General features: G+C 62.4%; 12 protein-coding genes, 1 other RNA gene and 2 pseudogenes. 9 read left to right on the plus strand and 6 right to left on the minus strand.

The genetic code is table 11. The features are described 5' to 3' along the window. Nucleotides 1-24 precede the first annotated feature (24 nt). Both M3O59_RS07480 and M3O59_RS07485 read left to right on the plus strand, forming a co-directional pair. Nucleotides 25-756: an SDR family oxidoreductase gene (locus M3O59_RS07480; protein ID WP_116906894.1), complete on the plus strand. Its 732-nt coding sequence runs from the start codon at nt 25-27 to the stop codon at nt 754-756. Further along, nucleotides 750-2174: an efflux transporter outer membrane subunit gene (locus M3O59_RS07485; protein ID WP_116906892.1), complete on the plus strand. Its 1425-nt coding sequence runs from the start codon at nt 750-752 to the stop codon at nt 2172-2174. The genes M3O59_RS07480 and M3O59_RS07485 overlap by 7 nt, the downstream gene beginning before the upstream one ends. A gap of 215 nt (nt 2175-2389) precedes the next feature. Here the strand turns inward: M3O59_RS07485 and M3O59_RS07490 are convergent, their stop codons facing one another. After that, nucleotides 2390-3364: a GGDEF domain-containing protein gene (locus M3O59_RS07490; protein ID WP_116906891.1), complete on the minus strand. Its 975-nt coding sequence runs from the start codon at nt 3362-3364 to the stop codon at nt 2390-2392. 94 nt (nt 3365-3458) lie between these two features. Here M3O59_RS07490 and M3O59_RS07495 point away from each other — a divergent pair, with 94 nt between their 5' ends. Then, nucleotides 3459-3764, plus strand: coding sequence for a hypothetical protein (locus tag M3O59_RS07495; RefSeq protein ID WP_064634480.1), 306 nt, complete (start codon nt 3459-3461; stop codon nt 3762-3764). Between the two features lie 334 nt (nt 3765-4098). Here M3O59_RS07495 and M3O59_RS07500 read toward each other — a convergent pair whose 3' ends face one another. Next, nucleotides 4099-5745, minus strand: a complete 1647-nt coding sequence (locus M3O59_RS07500) for a sensor domain-containing diguanylate cyclase (protein ID WP_147308593.1) — start codon at nt 5743-5745, stop codon at nt 4099-4101. 208 nt (nt 5746-5953) lie between these two features. On the opposite strand from M3O59_RS07500, the gene M3O59_RS07505 reads away from it, so the two are divergent. Both M3O59_RS07505 and M3O59_RS07510 read left to right on the plus strand, forming a co-directional pair. After that, nucleotides 5954-6202, plus strand: coding sequence for a hypothetical protein (locus M3O59_RS07505; RefSeq protein WP_116906889.1), 249 nt, complete (start codon nt 5954-5956; stop codon nt 6200-6202). 78 nt (nt 6203-6280) lie between these two features. Then, nucleotides 6281-6451: a hypothetical protein gene (locus M3O59_RS07510; RefSeq protein WP_162841563.1), complete on the plus strand. Its 171-nt coding sequence runs from the start codon at nt 6281-6283 to the stop codon at nt 6449-6451. A gap of 230 nt (nt 6452-6681) precedes the next feature. Here M3O59_RS07510 and M3O59_RS07515 read toward each other — a convergent pair. Further along, nucleotides 6682-7784, minus strand: a protein-coding gene (locus tag M3O59_RS07515) for an IS3 family transposase (RefSeq protein WP_330462444.1) whose coding sequence is annotated in 2 segments (ribosomal slippage) — nt 6682-7535 and nt 7535-7784 — 1104 coding nt in all. Because the reading frame shifts where the segments join, the coding sequence is not laid out codon by codon here. Between the two features lie 268 nt (nt 7785-8052). Here M3O59_RS07515 and M3O59_RS07520 point away from each other — a divergent pair. Then, nucleotides 8053-8808, plus strand: a complete 756-nt coding sequence (locus tag M3O59_RS07520; protein ID WP_249047203.1) for a hypothetical protein — start codon at nt 8053-8055, stop codon at nt 8806-8808. A gap of 33 nt (nt 8809-8841) precedes the next feature. Continuing rightward, nucleotides 8842-9342, plus strand: coding sequence for a hypothetical protein (locus M3O59_RS07525; RefSeq protein ID WP_116907054.1), 501 nt, complete (start codon nt 8842-8844; stop codon nt 9340-9342). Between the two features lie 81 nt (nt 9343-9423). Here the strand turns inward: M3O59_RS07525 and M3O59_RS07530 are convergent. Then, a pseudogene (locus tag M3O59_RS07530) lies at nt 9424-9708 on the minus strand (integrase); the annotation flags it as partial. 117 nt (nt 9709-9825) lie between these two features. Here M3O59_RS07530 and M3O59_RS07535 point away from each other — a divergent pair. Then, nucleotides 9826-11184 carry an IS5 family transposase gene (locus tag M3O59_RS07535; RefSeq protein WP_330462196.1) on the plus strand — a complete coding sequence of 453 codons (1359 nt, stop codon included), beginning with the start codon at nt 9826-9828 and terminating at the stop codon, nt 11182-11184. 16 nt (nt 11185-11200) lie between these two features. On the opposite strand, the pseudogene M3O59_RS07540 reads toward M3O59_RS07535, so the two are convergent. Together M3O59_RS07540 and ssrA are read right to left on the minus strand one after the other, a co-directional pair. After that, a pseudogene (locus M3O59_RS07540) lies at nt 11201-11938 on the minus strand (integrase); the annotation flags it as partial. A 107-nt stretch (nt 11939-12045) separates the two neighbouring features. Next, nucleotides 12046-12442, minus strand: a transfer-messenger RNA (tmRNA) gene (ssrA, locus tag M3O59_RS07545). A gap of 133 nt (nt 12443-12575) precedes the next feature. On the opposite strand from ssrA, the gene M3O59_RS07550 reads away from it, so the two are divergent. Continuing rightward, entirely contained in the window at nt 12576-15023 is a 2448-nt protein-coding gene (locus M3O59_RS07550; protein ID WP_249054444.1) for a S8 family serine peptidase, read from the plus strand. Nucleotides 15024-15153: the final 130 nt, after the last annotated feature.

Here is a 15153-nt window from a genome sequence, read left to right on the forward strand (position 1 = left end):
TCCATCAATTTGAAGGAAATTGAAATGAGCAACAGCACAATTGCACTGGTCACCGGCGCAACTCGTGGCATCGGTCTGGAAACCGTTCGGCAACTGGCCCAGGCCGGCGTGCACACGCTGCTGGCCGGCCGCAAGCGCGACGCCGCCGTCGCCGCCGCCCTCAAGCTGCAGGCCGAAGGCCTGCCGGTGGAAGCGATTCAACTGGACGTCAACGACGACATCAGCATCGCCGCTGCCGTCGGCACGGTGGAGCAGCGCCACGGCCACCTGGACATCCTGGTCAACAACGCCGGCATCATGGTCGAAGACATCCAGCGCAAGCCCTCCGAGCAGAGCCTGGATGCGTGGAAGAACACCTTCGACACCAACCTGTTTGCGGTGGTTGGCGTGACCAAGGCATTCCTGCCGCTGCTGCGTCGTTCGCTGGCCGGCCGCATCGTCAACGTGTCCAGCATCCTCGGCTCGTTGACCTTGCACAGCCAGCCCGGCTCGCCGATCTATGACTTCAAGATTCCGGCCTACAACGCGTCCAAGAGCGCGTTGAACAGCTGGACCGTGCATCTGGCCTATGAACTGCGCGACACCCCGATCAAGGTCAATACGGTGCATCCGGGTTACGTCAAAACCGACATGAACGGTGGCGGCGGCGAGATCGAGGTGGAGCAGGGCGCGCAAAGCAGCGTGCAGATGGCGCTGCTGGACGCGCATGGCGCCACCGGCAGCTACACCCACCTGGGAGAAACTTTGCCATGGTAAGAACATTGCTCGGCGCGGCGCTGGCCGCGCTGGTGCTCAGCGGTTGCGCGGTGGGGCCGGATTACCGGCCCGACCCGCCCGCATCGGTCACGCTGCAGGGCGCGCAGGACGCTGCCTTCAGCGCCGAATCGCCGGTCGGCAACTGGTGGTCGCAGTTCGACGACCCGGTGCTGGAGCAACTGGTGCGCGACGCGCTGTTCGCCAACCACGATCTGCGCATCGCCGTGTCGCGCGTCAAGCAGGCGCGCGCGGTGTTCGTCGAGCGTCGTCTGGACCAGGCGCCGCACATCACCGCGCAAAGCAGCTTCGATCGGCGCGAACAACAGCAGGTAATTGCCGGTAACCAGCGTTTCCTGACTGAACAGACCACACTGGGTCTGGATGCGGCCTGGGAGCTGGATCTGTTCGGCCGTCAACGCCGTGCCTCGGAAGCGGCACGTGCCGATCTGGACGCCGAGCAGGCCAACCTGCAGGACGTACAGGTCACGGTGGCTGCCGAAGTGGCGCGCAATTACTTCCAATTGCGCGGCACGCAGAAGCAGCTCGATGTCTCCAAGCGCACCCTGATCAATCTGCGCGATACCCAAAGGCTCACGCAAACGCGCTGGGACCTGGGCGCCGGCAGCGAGCTGGAGGTGCAGAGCAGCCTGGCGCGGTTGAAGGCGATCGAAGCGGATATCCCGTTGCTGGAAACCGCCGAAGCGCAGTACCGCCATCGTCTGGCCGTGTTGCTTGGGCAGCCGCCGGACGCGCTGGATGCCACCCTGGTGGCACGCAACATGCCGGCGTTCGCACGCCCGTTGCCGCTGGGCGACACCGCCGGGCTGCTGCGTCAGCGTCCGGATGTGCGTAGCGCCGAACGCCGGCTGGCGGCGGCCACCGCGCAGGTCGGCGTGGCCACGGCGGATCTGTTCCCGCGTATCAGCGTGAGCGGGTTTGTCGGCTTCCTGTCCGGCGATGCCGCCAGGTTGACCGAGGGCAACGCCAAGGCTTGGTCGATTACCCCGTCGATCAGCTGGGCGGCGTTCGACCTCGGCACCGTGCGTGCGCGCCTGCGTGCGAGCAAGGCGCAAGCCGAGGGCGCCTTGGCGCAGTACCAGCAAACTGTCCTGCTGGCACTGGAAGACACCGAAAACGCCTTGATCGGATATGGCCGCCAGCAGGCACGTCTGGCGACCATCGTGGAGCAGGCCAAGGCCGCGCGGCGTGCCGAACAGCTGGCGCATATCCGCTACCGCGAGGGCTCGGAAGACTTCCTCACCCTGCTGGATGCACAGCGCACCCAACTGGCGGCGGACGACGCCTTGGCGCAGGCCGAGGCGGCGGTCAATGTCCGTGTGGTCGGCGTGTACAAGGCGCTGGGCGGCTGGAAGCAGGACCAAGCGCCTGCCGTTCCGGTGGCCGTGGTCGAGCGTTGAGAGGCAAGCGGGGCGGCCAATGGGTCGCCCCGCTTCGATTGACCGACGCATGACGCGACGTGGTCAGCCACCAGGACGTGGTGATCGGATGGAAGGCGGGGCGCGATGTCTGAGGCGCCCACAAGGCAATGCGGGGCTGTTGCATGGCTTGCGCGCCGCGCGCGGCGGCCTACGGTTCAAGCAGTGCGCCCTGGCTACCCAGCGCAGCGTGCCGCTCAGTCGGCAACCCGCACGCTGTCGCGTCCGCCGTTCTTGGCCAGATACAGCGCCGCATCGGCACGCGAAAACCAGTCCTGCCAATGCGTTTCGCCATTATGGCGGGCAGCACCCAGCGAGACGGTAATGCGTCCGCCCGGTCCGCGCAGGCCGTTGCGTATCACCTTGCGCAACCGTTCGGTGGCCGCTTCCAGTTCCGCCAGCGAGCCGGCGCGCAGCAGTACCACGAATTCTTCGCCGCCAAAACGGAACACCTGATGCGGTTCGCGCACTTCGTAGCGCAGGATGGTAGCCAGATCCGACAGCGCCGCGTCGCCTGCGGCATGCCCGTACAGATCGTTGACCTCCTTGAAGTGATCCAGATCCAGAATGATCAGGCTGTTGAGCCGCTCCTGCGGCTGGCGTTGATCAATCTGATGGGTGAGCGCCCGTTCGAGCATGCGGCGGTTGGGCAAGCCGGTCAGCGCATCCAGCGAGGCCAGCTCTTCCAGATGCACGCGGTCGTCCTGCATGCGCAGCGAGAACGCATAGCCCACCGCCAACGTCACCAGCGTCACCACGATCGTGGACACGCCCTGGCCCGGGCTGACGATCAAACCGGGCAAGAACAATAACGCCGCCAATAGTGGCAGGCTCAAAAGTACCGCACGTTGCGGCCCGCACAGAAAGTAATTGGTGGCCAGCACCGGAAACAGCCAGGGCAGGGCACCATCGCCGCCGGTCCAGCATGCCACCAGGCAGCCGGCGACATTGATCGACGCCAGCCACACGCCACCGGCGCCAGTGCTTTCAGCGCTGCGCATCTGCCAGCCGCGCCAGACTGCCAGCAATCCCAGCGACGCGGTGACCAGGCACGCAACTGCCTGACCGGTCATGGCCAGGTATACCGCATAGAGGCAAAGCAACAGCGCGGTGATTGGCCCAAGCATCTTGACGATGCCAAGGCGGAAATCCCGCCGCAGGTGGAGGATCACAGGGAAGGTTCTGTAGGAGTCGGCAACATTATCGGCCGGGTGTTGTCAAAGTTGAGTGCGTCTTCATCGCGGCAACGGGTCGGAAAATCAAGCGTTGCAGCGCAAGGCTTCGCATATCCTTGACGGCCTTGCCGCAACCGTATCGTCTTTGTCGTCGGAGTCTGCCATGCCCACCCGCGAAGAACTCGATATACGTCTGGACGCGCTGCAGGACGAACTGCCGCAGTTGGCGGCCGACGAAGATGCAGACTTCGACTATCTGGATTTTCAGGCGCGCGCCGAAGCGATCCTGAGCAGTGCCGCGCAGGAGGATGCAGCCTATGTGCGCACGCGCATCGATGGCATGCTGGCCGGCGCAGGCCTGATTCCGACCGACGACGCTGGGCATGCCTGCCGCTGAGGTCTTGCTATAAGCAACGGCGGAGAGGCCACCTGCTCGGTCGCCAGGCGGGCGCGTTCGGTGCTTGGCATGTACCGCGCAGACGCTCCGGTTCCTCCAGGCCGCCCGCACTCATCGGCGGGCGCTCGCTACGTTTTTTGGCCCTATAAGTTCGACTGCATCTGCCTGGGCGATGCTTGCCAGGATGCGCTGCGTACTCAAGCGACGCAGCTTGTCGTGCAGTCGCTTCTATCGGAGCACTGATGCGGCGAGCGCTACACGCCGATGTAACCATCGATCATGCCGATTGACGCTGATGCAGGCGTTCGAGTGACGCCCTCCCGCTCAGTCGCGCTCACATCGCCGCTGCAGGCACGCCCGCACTCGCCACCTGATTGCGGCCGCCCTGTTTGGCGCGGTACAGCGCCTCGTCGGCCCGTCGCAACAGCTGCGCCACCGTTCCGGCCTGATCGGGGAAGCTGGCGACACCGAACGATGCGGTGACGTTCGGCAGCGAAACGCCATCGTTCATCACCTGCAGTGCTTCGATGGCGGCGCGCAGCTTCTCGGCCATCATGCATGCGGTGGGCAGGTCCACCTCGGGCAGGATGATCGTCAATTCTTCGCCACCGTAGCGGCAGCAGATGTCCTCGCCGCGCGTCTGCGCCAGCAGCAACTCGCCAATGGCCGCCAGCACGCGGTCGCCGCCGCCGTGGCCATGCAGGTCGTTGAACTGCTTGAAGTGATCCACATCCAGCATCAATACCGATAGCGGCAGCACCCGACGCGTACAGCGCGCCAGTTCGTGGTTGAGCGCTTCTTCCAGATAGCGGCGGTTATACAGGCCGGTCAGCGGGTCGCGGATCGATTGCTGACGCAGCGTTTCGCGCAAGCGCAGGTTGTGCAGCGCCAACGAGAGTTGTTCTGCGGCCGCCTCGGCCACGGTCAACGATGCGAGGTCGCTTGGGTCTTCGCTGCGCAACGCCAACATCCCCAGCTGCGTGCCTTGTGCCGATAACGGTATGCAGGCTGTGCCCGCATGTGCCGGGAGATTGACGCCGGCATGCTGACACAGCATGCCCTGGCTGGCGTCCATCACCACATGGGTGCGGTCGCGGCGCAGCGCCCAGCAGTTGTCCGGTGCGATGCTGGCGCTGTCGTCGTCGGCCATCGCGCCCCAGGCAACGACCTGTTCGGCGCGATCGCGCGATGCGCGCAGCAGGTACACCGCACCGGCTGCGCCGGGAATCAGCGGCGCAATCGTGCGTGCAGTGATTTCCAGTGCTTCTTCGGCATCGCGGCAGTTCTGCAGCAGCCCGGAATAACGCGCCAGTGCCTCCAGCCCGGCGGAGGTCCGTTCGAGTGCCGCGAACGACTCGATCAGGCGCTCGCTGGTATGGCTGGCCTGGTCCTCGGCACGCGTGCGCCGTTCCAGCTCGCGCGACAGCAAACGGTAGGCCAGCAGCATCACCAGCAGGCCGCTGACGATGCCGATCACCGTCACCCACAGCACCCATTGCGCACTGCGCGAGGTGGCGGCGTTACGCCTCACCAGCTGCTGCCGCTCCAGCTCCGTCATGGTCTGTACCTGGCGACGCAGCGACGAAGAGGTCTGGAACACGCCGCGTGCGATCGAGGCGCGCGCGCCGTCCAGGCCCTGCGTGCGATAGCTGTGCAACAGGTCGTCGATCTGCACCAGGCGTGCGTCCACCAGGCGGCCCAGCAGCACGACATGACGCCGCTGCACCGCGTTGTCCTGCACCAGTGCATCCAGCCGCACAATGCGTTCCGGCAGGCGGCCGATTGCCTCGGCATACACGCCCAGGAAGGCTTCGTTGTCGGTCAGCACATAGCCACGTACCGACGATTCGGCCGACAGCATGCCCGCCTGGATCTCGTCGATGCTGGCAATCACCTCCTGCGTATGCGTCACCCAGCCGGCGTCGGCCAGCGAGCGCTGCGTGGTCAGGTAGCCGCCCACGCCGATCAGCACGAAGATCATCCCGCCGAGCAGTAAGGCTCCGGCGGCATGGCATTTTGCTTTCTTGGTCAACACCGTGTTCCCCAACACCGTTTGTCTGGTTGAGGCCGATGCAAGCGGCGTGCCTGCGCTTCACTCTGCTTAGCGAGTCAGCTGGCAGACGGGACCGTGCCCCCGGCCGCGACGATGCGGCGGTATCCTCATCGGCCGCGATTCGGAAGGGCACCCGTTGGTCATCTTTCTAGGCAAGTACCAGCTGACCTGTCATGCCGCCAGGGGCGCTGCACGTGCCCACGGCTGGATTGCCGATTGGCACATCGCGCAGATCGGCATTGGCCCGGCCGCAGAACTGGCAGGCGCCACGCTGTCGCCGGCGTTTGAAGATCACCGCAGCGCCATGACCGCTGCCCGCGTGGCCGGCATGGTCACGCTCGAAGCGATGCACGCCAAAGCGCAACAGCAGCGCGAACAGCTCTGAGCGACAGGTTCTGGGGCTGGCACGCAGCTTGCTGTGAATTCGATCAGGACGCCGCCAGGCGTCACCGGAGCCGGTGCAATGGAAGAGCCCAACAAGAGCGCCCTGGTCTTGCCGCAGCAGGAAGCCAGCGAACTGCTCGCACTCTTCGATCAACTTCGCGGTGAGGCCATTGCGCGTGATGAGTCTGCCGACGCGCTTTCAGAGCCAGCCGCCCGCAGCCACGAACCCCCAACGCGCGTCACTAACTGACGCAACAGGCGCAATCTGCGGTGGTGCCATGCAACGCCCATGAAAAAGGCCGGGAACTCTCTGCATCGAGACTTCCCGGCCTTAGTCGGCCGTCTTAGGACCGTTATTTGGTGGAGGTGGGCGGAGCCTGTAAACGCCCTCAAACAACCCATTGATCCTAAAGAAATTAGAACTCAATGGATGGGTTTGCTTTGATACCGACGTCCCCCCATCCTGAGTAGCGGCCGGGTCTAGAGTCCGGGGTTGATGATATGGGTGTTGGCCAGCTGTTGGGCATACGCGGAGGGCGTCATGCCGCCGATTGCTTTCTTGGGTCGCTCCTCGTTGTATTCGCGTCGCCAGCGCTCGATCTCGGTGCGTGCGTGCAGCAGTGTCGGGAACCAGTGCTCGTTGAGGCATTCATCGCGCAACCGGCCGTTGAACGATTCGACATAGGCGTTCTGGTTTGGCTTGCCGGGTTGGATCAGCCGCAGCTGCACCCCATGCGCATGCGCCCAAGCGACCATCGCCTTGCCGCAGAACTCCTTGCCGTTGTCGGTGCGGATCACCTGCGGCAAGCCGCGGCTGATGGCGAGCCGATCCAGCACACGCGTCACGCCATGGCCCGAGATTGCACGCTCCACCTCGATGGCGACCGCTTCGTGTGTGGCGTCGTCCACGATCACCAAGCACTTGATCGCCCGGCCGTCGGCGGTGCGGTCGAACACAAAGTCCATCGACCACACCTGGTTGGCCTGCAATGGACGCAGCAACGGCTGACGCTCGCCCACTGGCACGTTCTTGCGCTTGCGGCGGCGGACTTGCAGCTGCTGCTCGCGGTACAAGCGCTCCACACGCTTGTAGTTCACCAGGCGCCCTTCCTGGCGCAGCTTGAGATAGATCATCCCCACGCCGTAGCGCTTGTGGCGATGCGCCAGTTCCACGATGCGCTCGCGTAGCGCAACGTTGCGGTCCTCGCGCGGGCAATAGCGCAGCGCACTGGCGCTCATGCCGATCGCGGCCAACGCGCAACGCTCGCTGGCCCCTCGCCCGATCCACTCGCGCACCAGCGCACGACGCGCCGGTGCGCTCACCATTTTTTTTGCAGTGCCTCCTTGATCAGATCGTTCTGGAACACCTGCTCGGCGAGCAGCTTCTTCAGGCGCGTGTTCTCTGCCTCCAGGTCCTTGAGTCGCTTGGCATCGGGCACGCTCATCCCGCCAAACTTGCTGCGCCACAGGTAGTAGGAGGCCTCGCTGAAGCCATGGCGCCGGCACAGATCCTTGATTGCCACGCCGCTTTCGGCTTCGCGCAGAAAGCCGATGACCTGCTCGTCAGTAAAACGCTTCTTCACGTCCAATCTCCTTCGGGTAGGGAATTGGACTCCAAACTGCGGCGCTACTCAAAATCGGGGGGACGTCGCGTACAAGCTCTTGTGAGCGATCGGATGAATGGGATTGTAGAGGCTAAAAGACAGTTCAAGCTTGACTTCGTTCTTCGCAACCCTTCTTCGCAAGGTTCGTGAAGCACTAATTGACATCAAGCGAACGCGGCCGCAGAATTTACGCAGGAAAGGGGACTGCACGTCGTGCAGTTGTAACGGAAATACTCTTAAGGTCGTCATGAGTAATAAAGCAGTTGGGCTAAGTGCCCTTGTTTTAGCTGTTGTTGTGGGTGGCATTGTTTGGATGCAGGAGGCTAAAAAAAATGAAGCGCCTCAGCATGGAGTAAGGTCGGAAAAAAATAAATCTTCGACTGAGAAAATGTCCGGTTCTTCCGGTTTGGCTGCATCTGCCCAGTCTTCTACTCAGTCGTCTGCATCGAGCATTAGACACCCGTTTCCTGAAATTCCTCGCACACGCGATGGAATGAGTTTAGAGAACGATCCAGGATTTGCCGAAAGCAAAGCCGAGCAAAAGTGGCTCGACCGACATGGCTATCCAAACGAGAAGCAGCTAGAAGCTTATATGCTCGCTCCAGAGGCGCTTCTCAAGCAAGCTGCCGAGGCAGGTGATATCGCGGCACAAGCAATGCTTGACGCGAGACTGCTGCCAACCGATCCAAAAGCTCAACAACGTCTTGTGGATGCAGGAGCGGAAGGCAATCTTTTTGCACTGAATATGCTTGCGTCTTATCAGGGGGGGAGTGCCAATGGCGATCCTGTGGCGGCTTATGCGGTGTCGCGTGTGGCGGAAATGCGGGGCGATGCCCGAGCCGGAATAACCAGAGAAGTCATGATCGCAAAGCCCCTTACGACCGAGCAGAAAATGCTTGGCGAATCTGAGGCTTTGCGCCTGAATCAGGCAATAAATCAAATTTATATTTCTAAGCACGGCGTCGCGCCGATTTTGGATAAGCGTCCCATCGGGGGACAATAGTTTTCTGTTGTTTTTATCAAGGAGTGAGTTGAAATGGGGATTGGAAAAAGGGTTGGTTTTGCTGTTTTGTCCTTGAGTGGCTTAGTGGGTATTGCGATTGCATGCTCTGAATTGCCGATGCCGCCACTGCCGCCCATCCAGGTTGGTTTGGCCGATCTGCCGAAATTTAGTGATTATTCAAATCCAGCCAACGCAGCATTCATGAAGAAGCTTGATACTTCTGCGTCACGAGTGCTGGGTGAAAGTAACTGGGTGGCCAACTCTTATAAAGGGTATGTGTCCTATTCCGTCAAGATTTTGATGTATACCGGTCGTGCTATGGTCTACATCGAAAAGCCCTGCGGTAAAAAGGCTCAGGAAATGGCAGAGCAGATCCAGCAGCAGACAACGACCGGTGGTAGCTCGGGCGGCGGCGGTAGTGCCAGATCAGGTGGCGGCAGTGGTGGTGGTGTATTGATCGGTGGCGGCTGCTACGGTAGCTGTGGCGGCAAAATGCCGGTTGTTGACGTAGGTCCTCCGCAGAACGTCGGCTAATCTCTAAATCTGATGTTGTTGTTGTGCAGCGTTCTAAGCTCTCTATACCAAATGCCTCAACGCTCCAGCGTTGGGGCATTTTCAACTTTCGTTGATCGAATTCTTCCATCCTGTTGTTCGCGCCTTAGTCGTCCTCTTCTTTGCCGCCTGCTCGCGTCGTCGTTCCATGTGACGAACCTGCTTGAACGCACGATCAAACTGCCCTGGCGTGTAAGCGGGTAGAGGAAGCGGAGGGCCAAACTGTTCAATAGCCGAAAAGCGAGCGGGGACAGAAGGTGGGTCAACGTAATGCTTCAAGCCTGGTGGAAGCGTCAGTTCGTGGCCGGTGATTTGTTGGGAAATCGGAAGCGAGATGCCGTGCTCATTAGTCGCCCCTGAAAAACCCCCAAACCACATCCATTGCAGGGCTTTCCCCGCATTTTCGACGTGCTGGAACTGCCAGTTTTCGTTAATGTACGCACTGGTTTCTGGCAGTTTTCGCCCATGCGCACACGCCGTCCCGCTGCCGATCACTTACCTGCCGATGAGTTGTTTCGTTCGCGTCTGGAAAACCAGATCGACCTGCGCCATCCACTGGTTCAACTAAGCCATCGGCTGCCGTGGAGTGTGTTGGAGCAGGCGCTATCGCCACGATTGCCGGCCACAACTGCCAGCGGCGGACGGCCCGGCCTGCCGATGCGTCTGATCGCCGGGCTGCTCTACCTCAAGCACGCCTACGACCTGTCCGACGAGGCCGTATGCGCGCGCTGGCTGGAAAATCCGTACTGGCAGTTCTTCACCGGCGAGGTGGTATTCCAGACCTGCTTGCCGTGCGATCCCAGTTCCCTGACACGTTGGCGACAGCGTCTGGGCGAAGCGGGCATGGAAGAGCTATTGGCGCACACGATCAACACCGCGCATGCGATGAAGGCGGTGGATGCACGCGAGTTGTCGCGGGTGATCGTGGACACCACCGTGCAGGAAAAGGCGATCGCCCATCCCACCGACAGCCGGCTGCTGGAGGTGGCGCGCAAGAAGCTGGTGCTGCTGGCCAAGCGCCACGGCATCGCACTACGACAGACCTATGCGCGGCAAGGCCCGGTCTTGAGCCGCAAGGCCGGGCGCTATGCGCATGCGCGCCAGTTCAAGCGCATGCACAAGGTGCTGCGACGCCAACGCACGCTCCTGGGACGCGTATTACGCGATCTGCAACGCAAGCTGGACCCCTTGGTGCGTGAGCGCATCAGTGTCTGGCTGGAACGCGCACAACGGGTGTTGACACAACGCCCCAAGGACAAGCAAAAGCTCTACGCCCTGCATGCGCCGGAAGTGGAATGCATGAGCAAGGGCAAGGCGAGGACACCTTACGAATTTGGCGTCAAGGTCGGCATTGCGGTGAGTGCGCGCAAAGGCTTGATCGTGGGCGCGCGCAGTTTTCCCGGCAATCCTTACGACGGCGATACGTTGGCCGAGCAGCTGGAGCAGACGCGTGGGTTGCTGCAGGATGTGAATGTAACCCCGCAGGTAGCGATCGTGGACCTGGGGTATCGCGGACGTGAGGTAGATGGCGTGCAGATCCTGCATCGCGGCAAGGCCAAGACGCTGACACGACGGCAATGGAGCTGGATCAAACGCCGGCAAGCGGTGGAGCCGGTGATTGGACATCTGAAACAGGACTGCCGCTTGAATCGCTGTTATCTAAAGGGTGCCCAAGGCGATGCACTGCACGTGCTCGGCTGCGCCGCCGGCTACAACCTGCGCTGGCTGATGCGCTGGATCGCCTTTTTGCGTGCCTGGTTGCAGGCGATGGCAGGGGCATCCTTGAGCCTGGCGCACCGGTCGCCGCTGACCTTTGGTGCTTGAAGGGGGTTTTTCAGGGGCGACTAATCAGGTCTTCGTTCGCCAAGACGTTGAAGAAGGATGCAATACGATCCCGATGCTTTTCCTTGGTGCGCATGCTCAGTAGTTCATGACCACCTTGCCGCGCCTTGCTCAGGATTTCGATAGGGGTAAGGCCGGCGAACACTGCCTTCTTGGTGGCATTGCTGGGGTAGTGCTCAAGCGCATCCAGGAACTTTCGGACGTCATCGGTCTTGTAGTCTTCGACTGGCTTGTCGCCGACAAGGGCCACAAACAGCCCCAGGCTGTGCTCGGTGTCGAGCACGTTTTTCGCGCTTCGCCCCACACGCCGCATTTCACTGATGTGGATGGTGGCGCGCTCTGACAGCAGCGGTCCGGCGCTCTTCACAGAAGCCAGTTGCTGAAGAGGGAGGTGTTTCAGCGCGTCCAGCAGCCGAGCATGATCGTCCGCTCCGTTTGCAGAGAGCTCCACGCCGCCGACCTTGATGGTGTAGGGGCGGGCTTCGTTCCCTTGCAATGCGGCCAGCGCCTGGCTCAGCAAATCGTCCTTCACGCTGCTCGCTCCCTGCCGCATCCGATCGAATGCTTCGGAGAGTGCCACAGCCGTTCGAGCTACGGCCAAACGTGCAGCATCACCCAGGGACAAGTGCACCGGACGGACAAGGTAGCGTGAGCCGATGAGGGCTTGGAGGTCGGTCGGGACGAAGAAGCGCACATAGAGCCCAGCAGGGCGGCGCAGAAAATAAGGCTTCGGCACGGGGTTTGATACCTCGTTTGATACCTAACGCAGGCTCAAACTGAACATCAAACCCCGGGCCTAACCTTCGCAGAATCAAGCGCTTACTGCTCTTTTCCGCGATCAGATGGTGGAGGTGGGCGGAATCGAACCGCCGTCCGGAAGCACTCCATCCCCAGCACTACATGCTTAGCCCTCCGTTAGATCTCATTCCCGGGCAGCACGGTTGGCAAAGCGCACCTGGAAACCAGCCTGCTTTATCTAACCGGTAGCTGACAGGCAGCCACTACCGATGGTTCCGTGATAATGACCCTACACCTACGAGCACGGGCACAAGTAGGTTCGGGGGTTCGCCTTAGGCGGCTGTAGAACTACAACTAAAGCCAATTAAGCGGCGATAGCGAAGTCCGAACCGTAGTTGTCATCGTTGGCAACTAAAAGTTTGCTGCTGGATTAACGAGGAAAGCTGCCCCCTCGGCATGCGCCAAGCGACTTCGCGACCCCCGTCGAAACCAGTGCACCCCCGGGGAAAGCAGTAAAACGCTGACCTAGTTAGTGTAGGGATCGGGGCGCCCTGTCACAAGTGGTGAGACATGCAGCACTTACAGTGGCTTCAGTCCTATCGGGCGGAAAAGTCGGGTAATCAAGGAGCGAAGCAATGGCGACAGGCAAGCCCCCACGTCCACGGCAGGCACGTAGCGCGCCCCGCAAGAGTGCACCAGGCGTCGATGCCCCCAGGCCTCAGCGCACAACCCGGGCCGCGCAGCAGCAGGCGCAGGACACCACGCTGACGCGCGTGCAGGGCAAGGCGCGCACGGTGATCTATATCCATGGCATCGGCAACAAGCCGCCGGCCGAGGTGTTGCGCTGTCAGTGGGACAAGGCCTTATTCGGGCGGCCGATGGGCGAGCGCACGCGCCTGGCGTATTGGGTCAATCGCGAGCGCTATCCGGTTGCCGAACCCGGCAATTGCGATGCGCGCGATGTGGGGCCGGCGCTCAATCAGAGCGTGCAACGCGCCTTGAGCACGCTTGGGCTGGTGCCAGGCGAACAGGACCTGCATCTGCTGGCCGATGCGCTGGCGCACAGCGAGCAGGAACGTGCCGACCTGCATCGGTTGCTGGACGAGCTGGAGGGCGCGTCCGCGCCTGGCGGCGTGCAGGCCAAGGGCGCCATCGATGCGATCAACCGGGTATTGCTGCGGCTGATTTCCGCAGCGTTATTGCAAGACGTGCACGACCTGTTCTTCGTGCCGGAGCGCGCGGCGCTGATGCGCGAAAGCCTGGCGCAGCGGCTGCGTGCGGGGGGCGGGCCATTCGTGGTGGTGGCGCACAGCCAGGGCTCGATGATCGCCTTCGATGTGCTGCGTCAGCTGCAGGCGGCCGACTGCGAGGTCAGTCTGTTCGTCACGCTGGGCTCGCCATTGGGCCTGCCGCAGGTGCGCAGCATGTTCAAGCGCTGGACCGGCACGCGCAAACTGCCGTTCCCGGAGTGCGTGCAGCGCTGGATCAATGTGGCCGAAACGCGCGACCCGATCGCGCTGGACCCGGATCTCAGCGACGACATCGCCAACGCCACAGGGCGTTTTGAAAACCTGTCCGCCGCGCGCTTGAACCCGGACTGGCAGCACAACCCGCATTCGGGCTCGGGCTACCTGTCGATTCCGCAGGTGCGCGCCGCCGTGCGCCAGGCCGTGGGGGTGGGCTTCGACCAGCCGGTGTCCAACGCGGTGCTGATCAAGGATCTCAGCGAGCAGCTCGAAGCGCATGGCCCGGAATACCGACATGAAGTGCTGATCGAACTGGATCGCCGCAGGCTGGGCAACGACCCGGCCGGCGTGCGCGCGTCGTTATTGCAGCATGTGCGCGAAGCAGCGGCGCGCACCACCGGCCTGAGCGGCGACGCGCTGGATGAAGCGATCGAACTGGAAGACAGCCTGCAGCGTTTCGTGTCCGCGCGGCTGACCCGCTTCGAAATCGAATCGCTGCAGGATCGCTACCGCGCGCTGGGCTTTCGGCGGGTGTGGCGCGACGCCGGCAAACGCGCGTTGATCCATGTCTCCGGCAATGTCCTGCATGCCGATGCCGCGCGCACGGCCTATCGCGCGCGCGGCCAGCAGATTGGCTGGGCGGTGCTGGATACCGGCATCGCTGCCAGTCACCCGCATTTTTTCGCCAAGGGTGAGCGCGACACCGTGGTGGCGCAGTGGGATTGCACCCGGCGCGGCACACCCAAACGGCTGACCCGCGCCGATGGCGCTGCGTTTGCCCGGCTCGATCGGCATGGCCACGGCACCCATATCGCCGGCATCATCGCCGGCCATTGTCAGGCCGTGATCCCGGATGCGCAGGGCAACCCGGGCCGTGCACTGGAGTTCGCCGGCATTGCGCCGGACACCCAGCTGTACGGCTTCAAGGTGCTCGACGATGCCGGAAATGGCCGCGATTCGTGGATGATCAAGGCAGTGCAGCAGGTGGCTGCAATCAACGAACGCGCAGGCGAACTGGTCATCCACGGCGTCAATCTGAGCCTGGGCGGCTATTTCGACCCGGAAAGCTACGGCTGCGGTTTCACGCCGCTATGCAACGAGCTACGGCGGTTATGGCGGCAAGGCGTGCTGGTGGTGGTGGCTGCCGGTAACGAAGGGCTGGCCTGGCTGATGGGCAAGGATGGCGATGCCTATCCGGCCAACATGGATCTGTCGATCAGCGACCCGGGCAATCTGGAAGACGCCATCGTGGTGGGCTCGGTGCACAAGAGCAGCCCGCACAACTATGGCGTGTCGTATTTCTCTTCGCGCGGGCCCACCGCCGACGGCCGCGGCAAGCCCGACGTGGTGGCGCCGGGCGAAAAGATCGTCTCGGCCTACTACGACTTCGACCCGAAAGACCCGGCCAGCCTGATGGTTGAAATGAGCGGCACCAGCATGGCGGCACCGCATGTCTCCGGTGTGCTGGCCGGGTTTTTATCGGCGCGCCGCGAGTTCATCGGCTTCCCCGACCGCGTCAAGCAACTGCTGCTGGACACCAGTACTGACCTGCAGCGCGACCGTTACGTGCAGGGCAGGGGAGTGCCGAATTTGATGCGCATGCTTGGAAAGACGTGAATCGGAAGTCGGTATTGGGGATTCGCAAGGGCAACAAGGCCATGCCTTGCCTTGCTGCCTGAGTGGATCGCAAGCCAGCGATGTGCCAGTTCACGCACAACCGCTGCAACGAATCCCTAATTCCCAATCC

It is taken from the genome of Xanthomonas nasturtii (genome assembly GCF_023337365.3).
GTDB classification, from domain to species: Bacteria; Pseudomonadota; Gammaproteobacteria; order Xanthomonadales; family Xanthomonadaceae; genus Xanthomonas; species Xanthomonas nasturtii.

Coding starts and splice junctions, on each gene's coding strand:
- M3O59_RS07480 (WP_116906894.1), top strand. CDS start 25: ATGAGCAACAGCACAATTGCACTGGTCACCGGCGCAACTCGTGGCATC.
- M3O59_RS07485 (WP_116906892.1), top strand. CDS start 750: ATGGTAAGAACATTGCTCGGCGCGGCGCTGGCCGCGCTGGTGCTCAGC.
- M3O59_RS07500 (WP_147308593.1), bottom strand. CDS start 5,745: ATGATCTTCGTGCTGATCGGCGTGGGCGGCTACCTGACCACGCAGCGC.
- M3O59_RS07510 (WP_162841563.1), top strand. CDS start 6,281: ATGGAAGAGCCCAACAAGAGCGCCCTGGTCTTGCCGCAGCAGGAAGCC.
- M3O59_RS07520 (WP_249047203.1), top strand. CDS start 8,053: ATGAGTAATAAAGCAGTTGGGCTAAGTGCCCTTGTTTTAGCTGTTGTT.
- M3O59_RS07525 (WP_116907054.1), top strand. CDS start 8,842: ATGGGGATTGGAAAAAGGGTTGGTTTTGCTGTTTTGTCCTTGAGTGGC.
- M3O59_RS07535 (WP_330462196.1), top strand. CDS start 9,826: ATGCGCACACGCCGTCCCGCTGCCGATCACTTACCTGCCGATGAGTTG.
- M3O59_RS07550 (WP_249054444.1), top strand. CDS start 12,576: ATGGCGACAGGCAAGCCCCCACGTCCACGGCAGGCACGTAGCGCGCCC.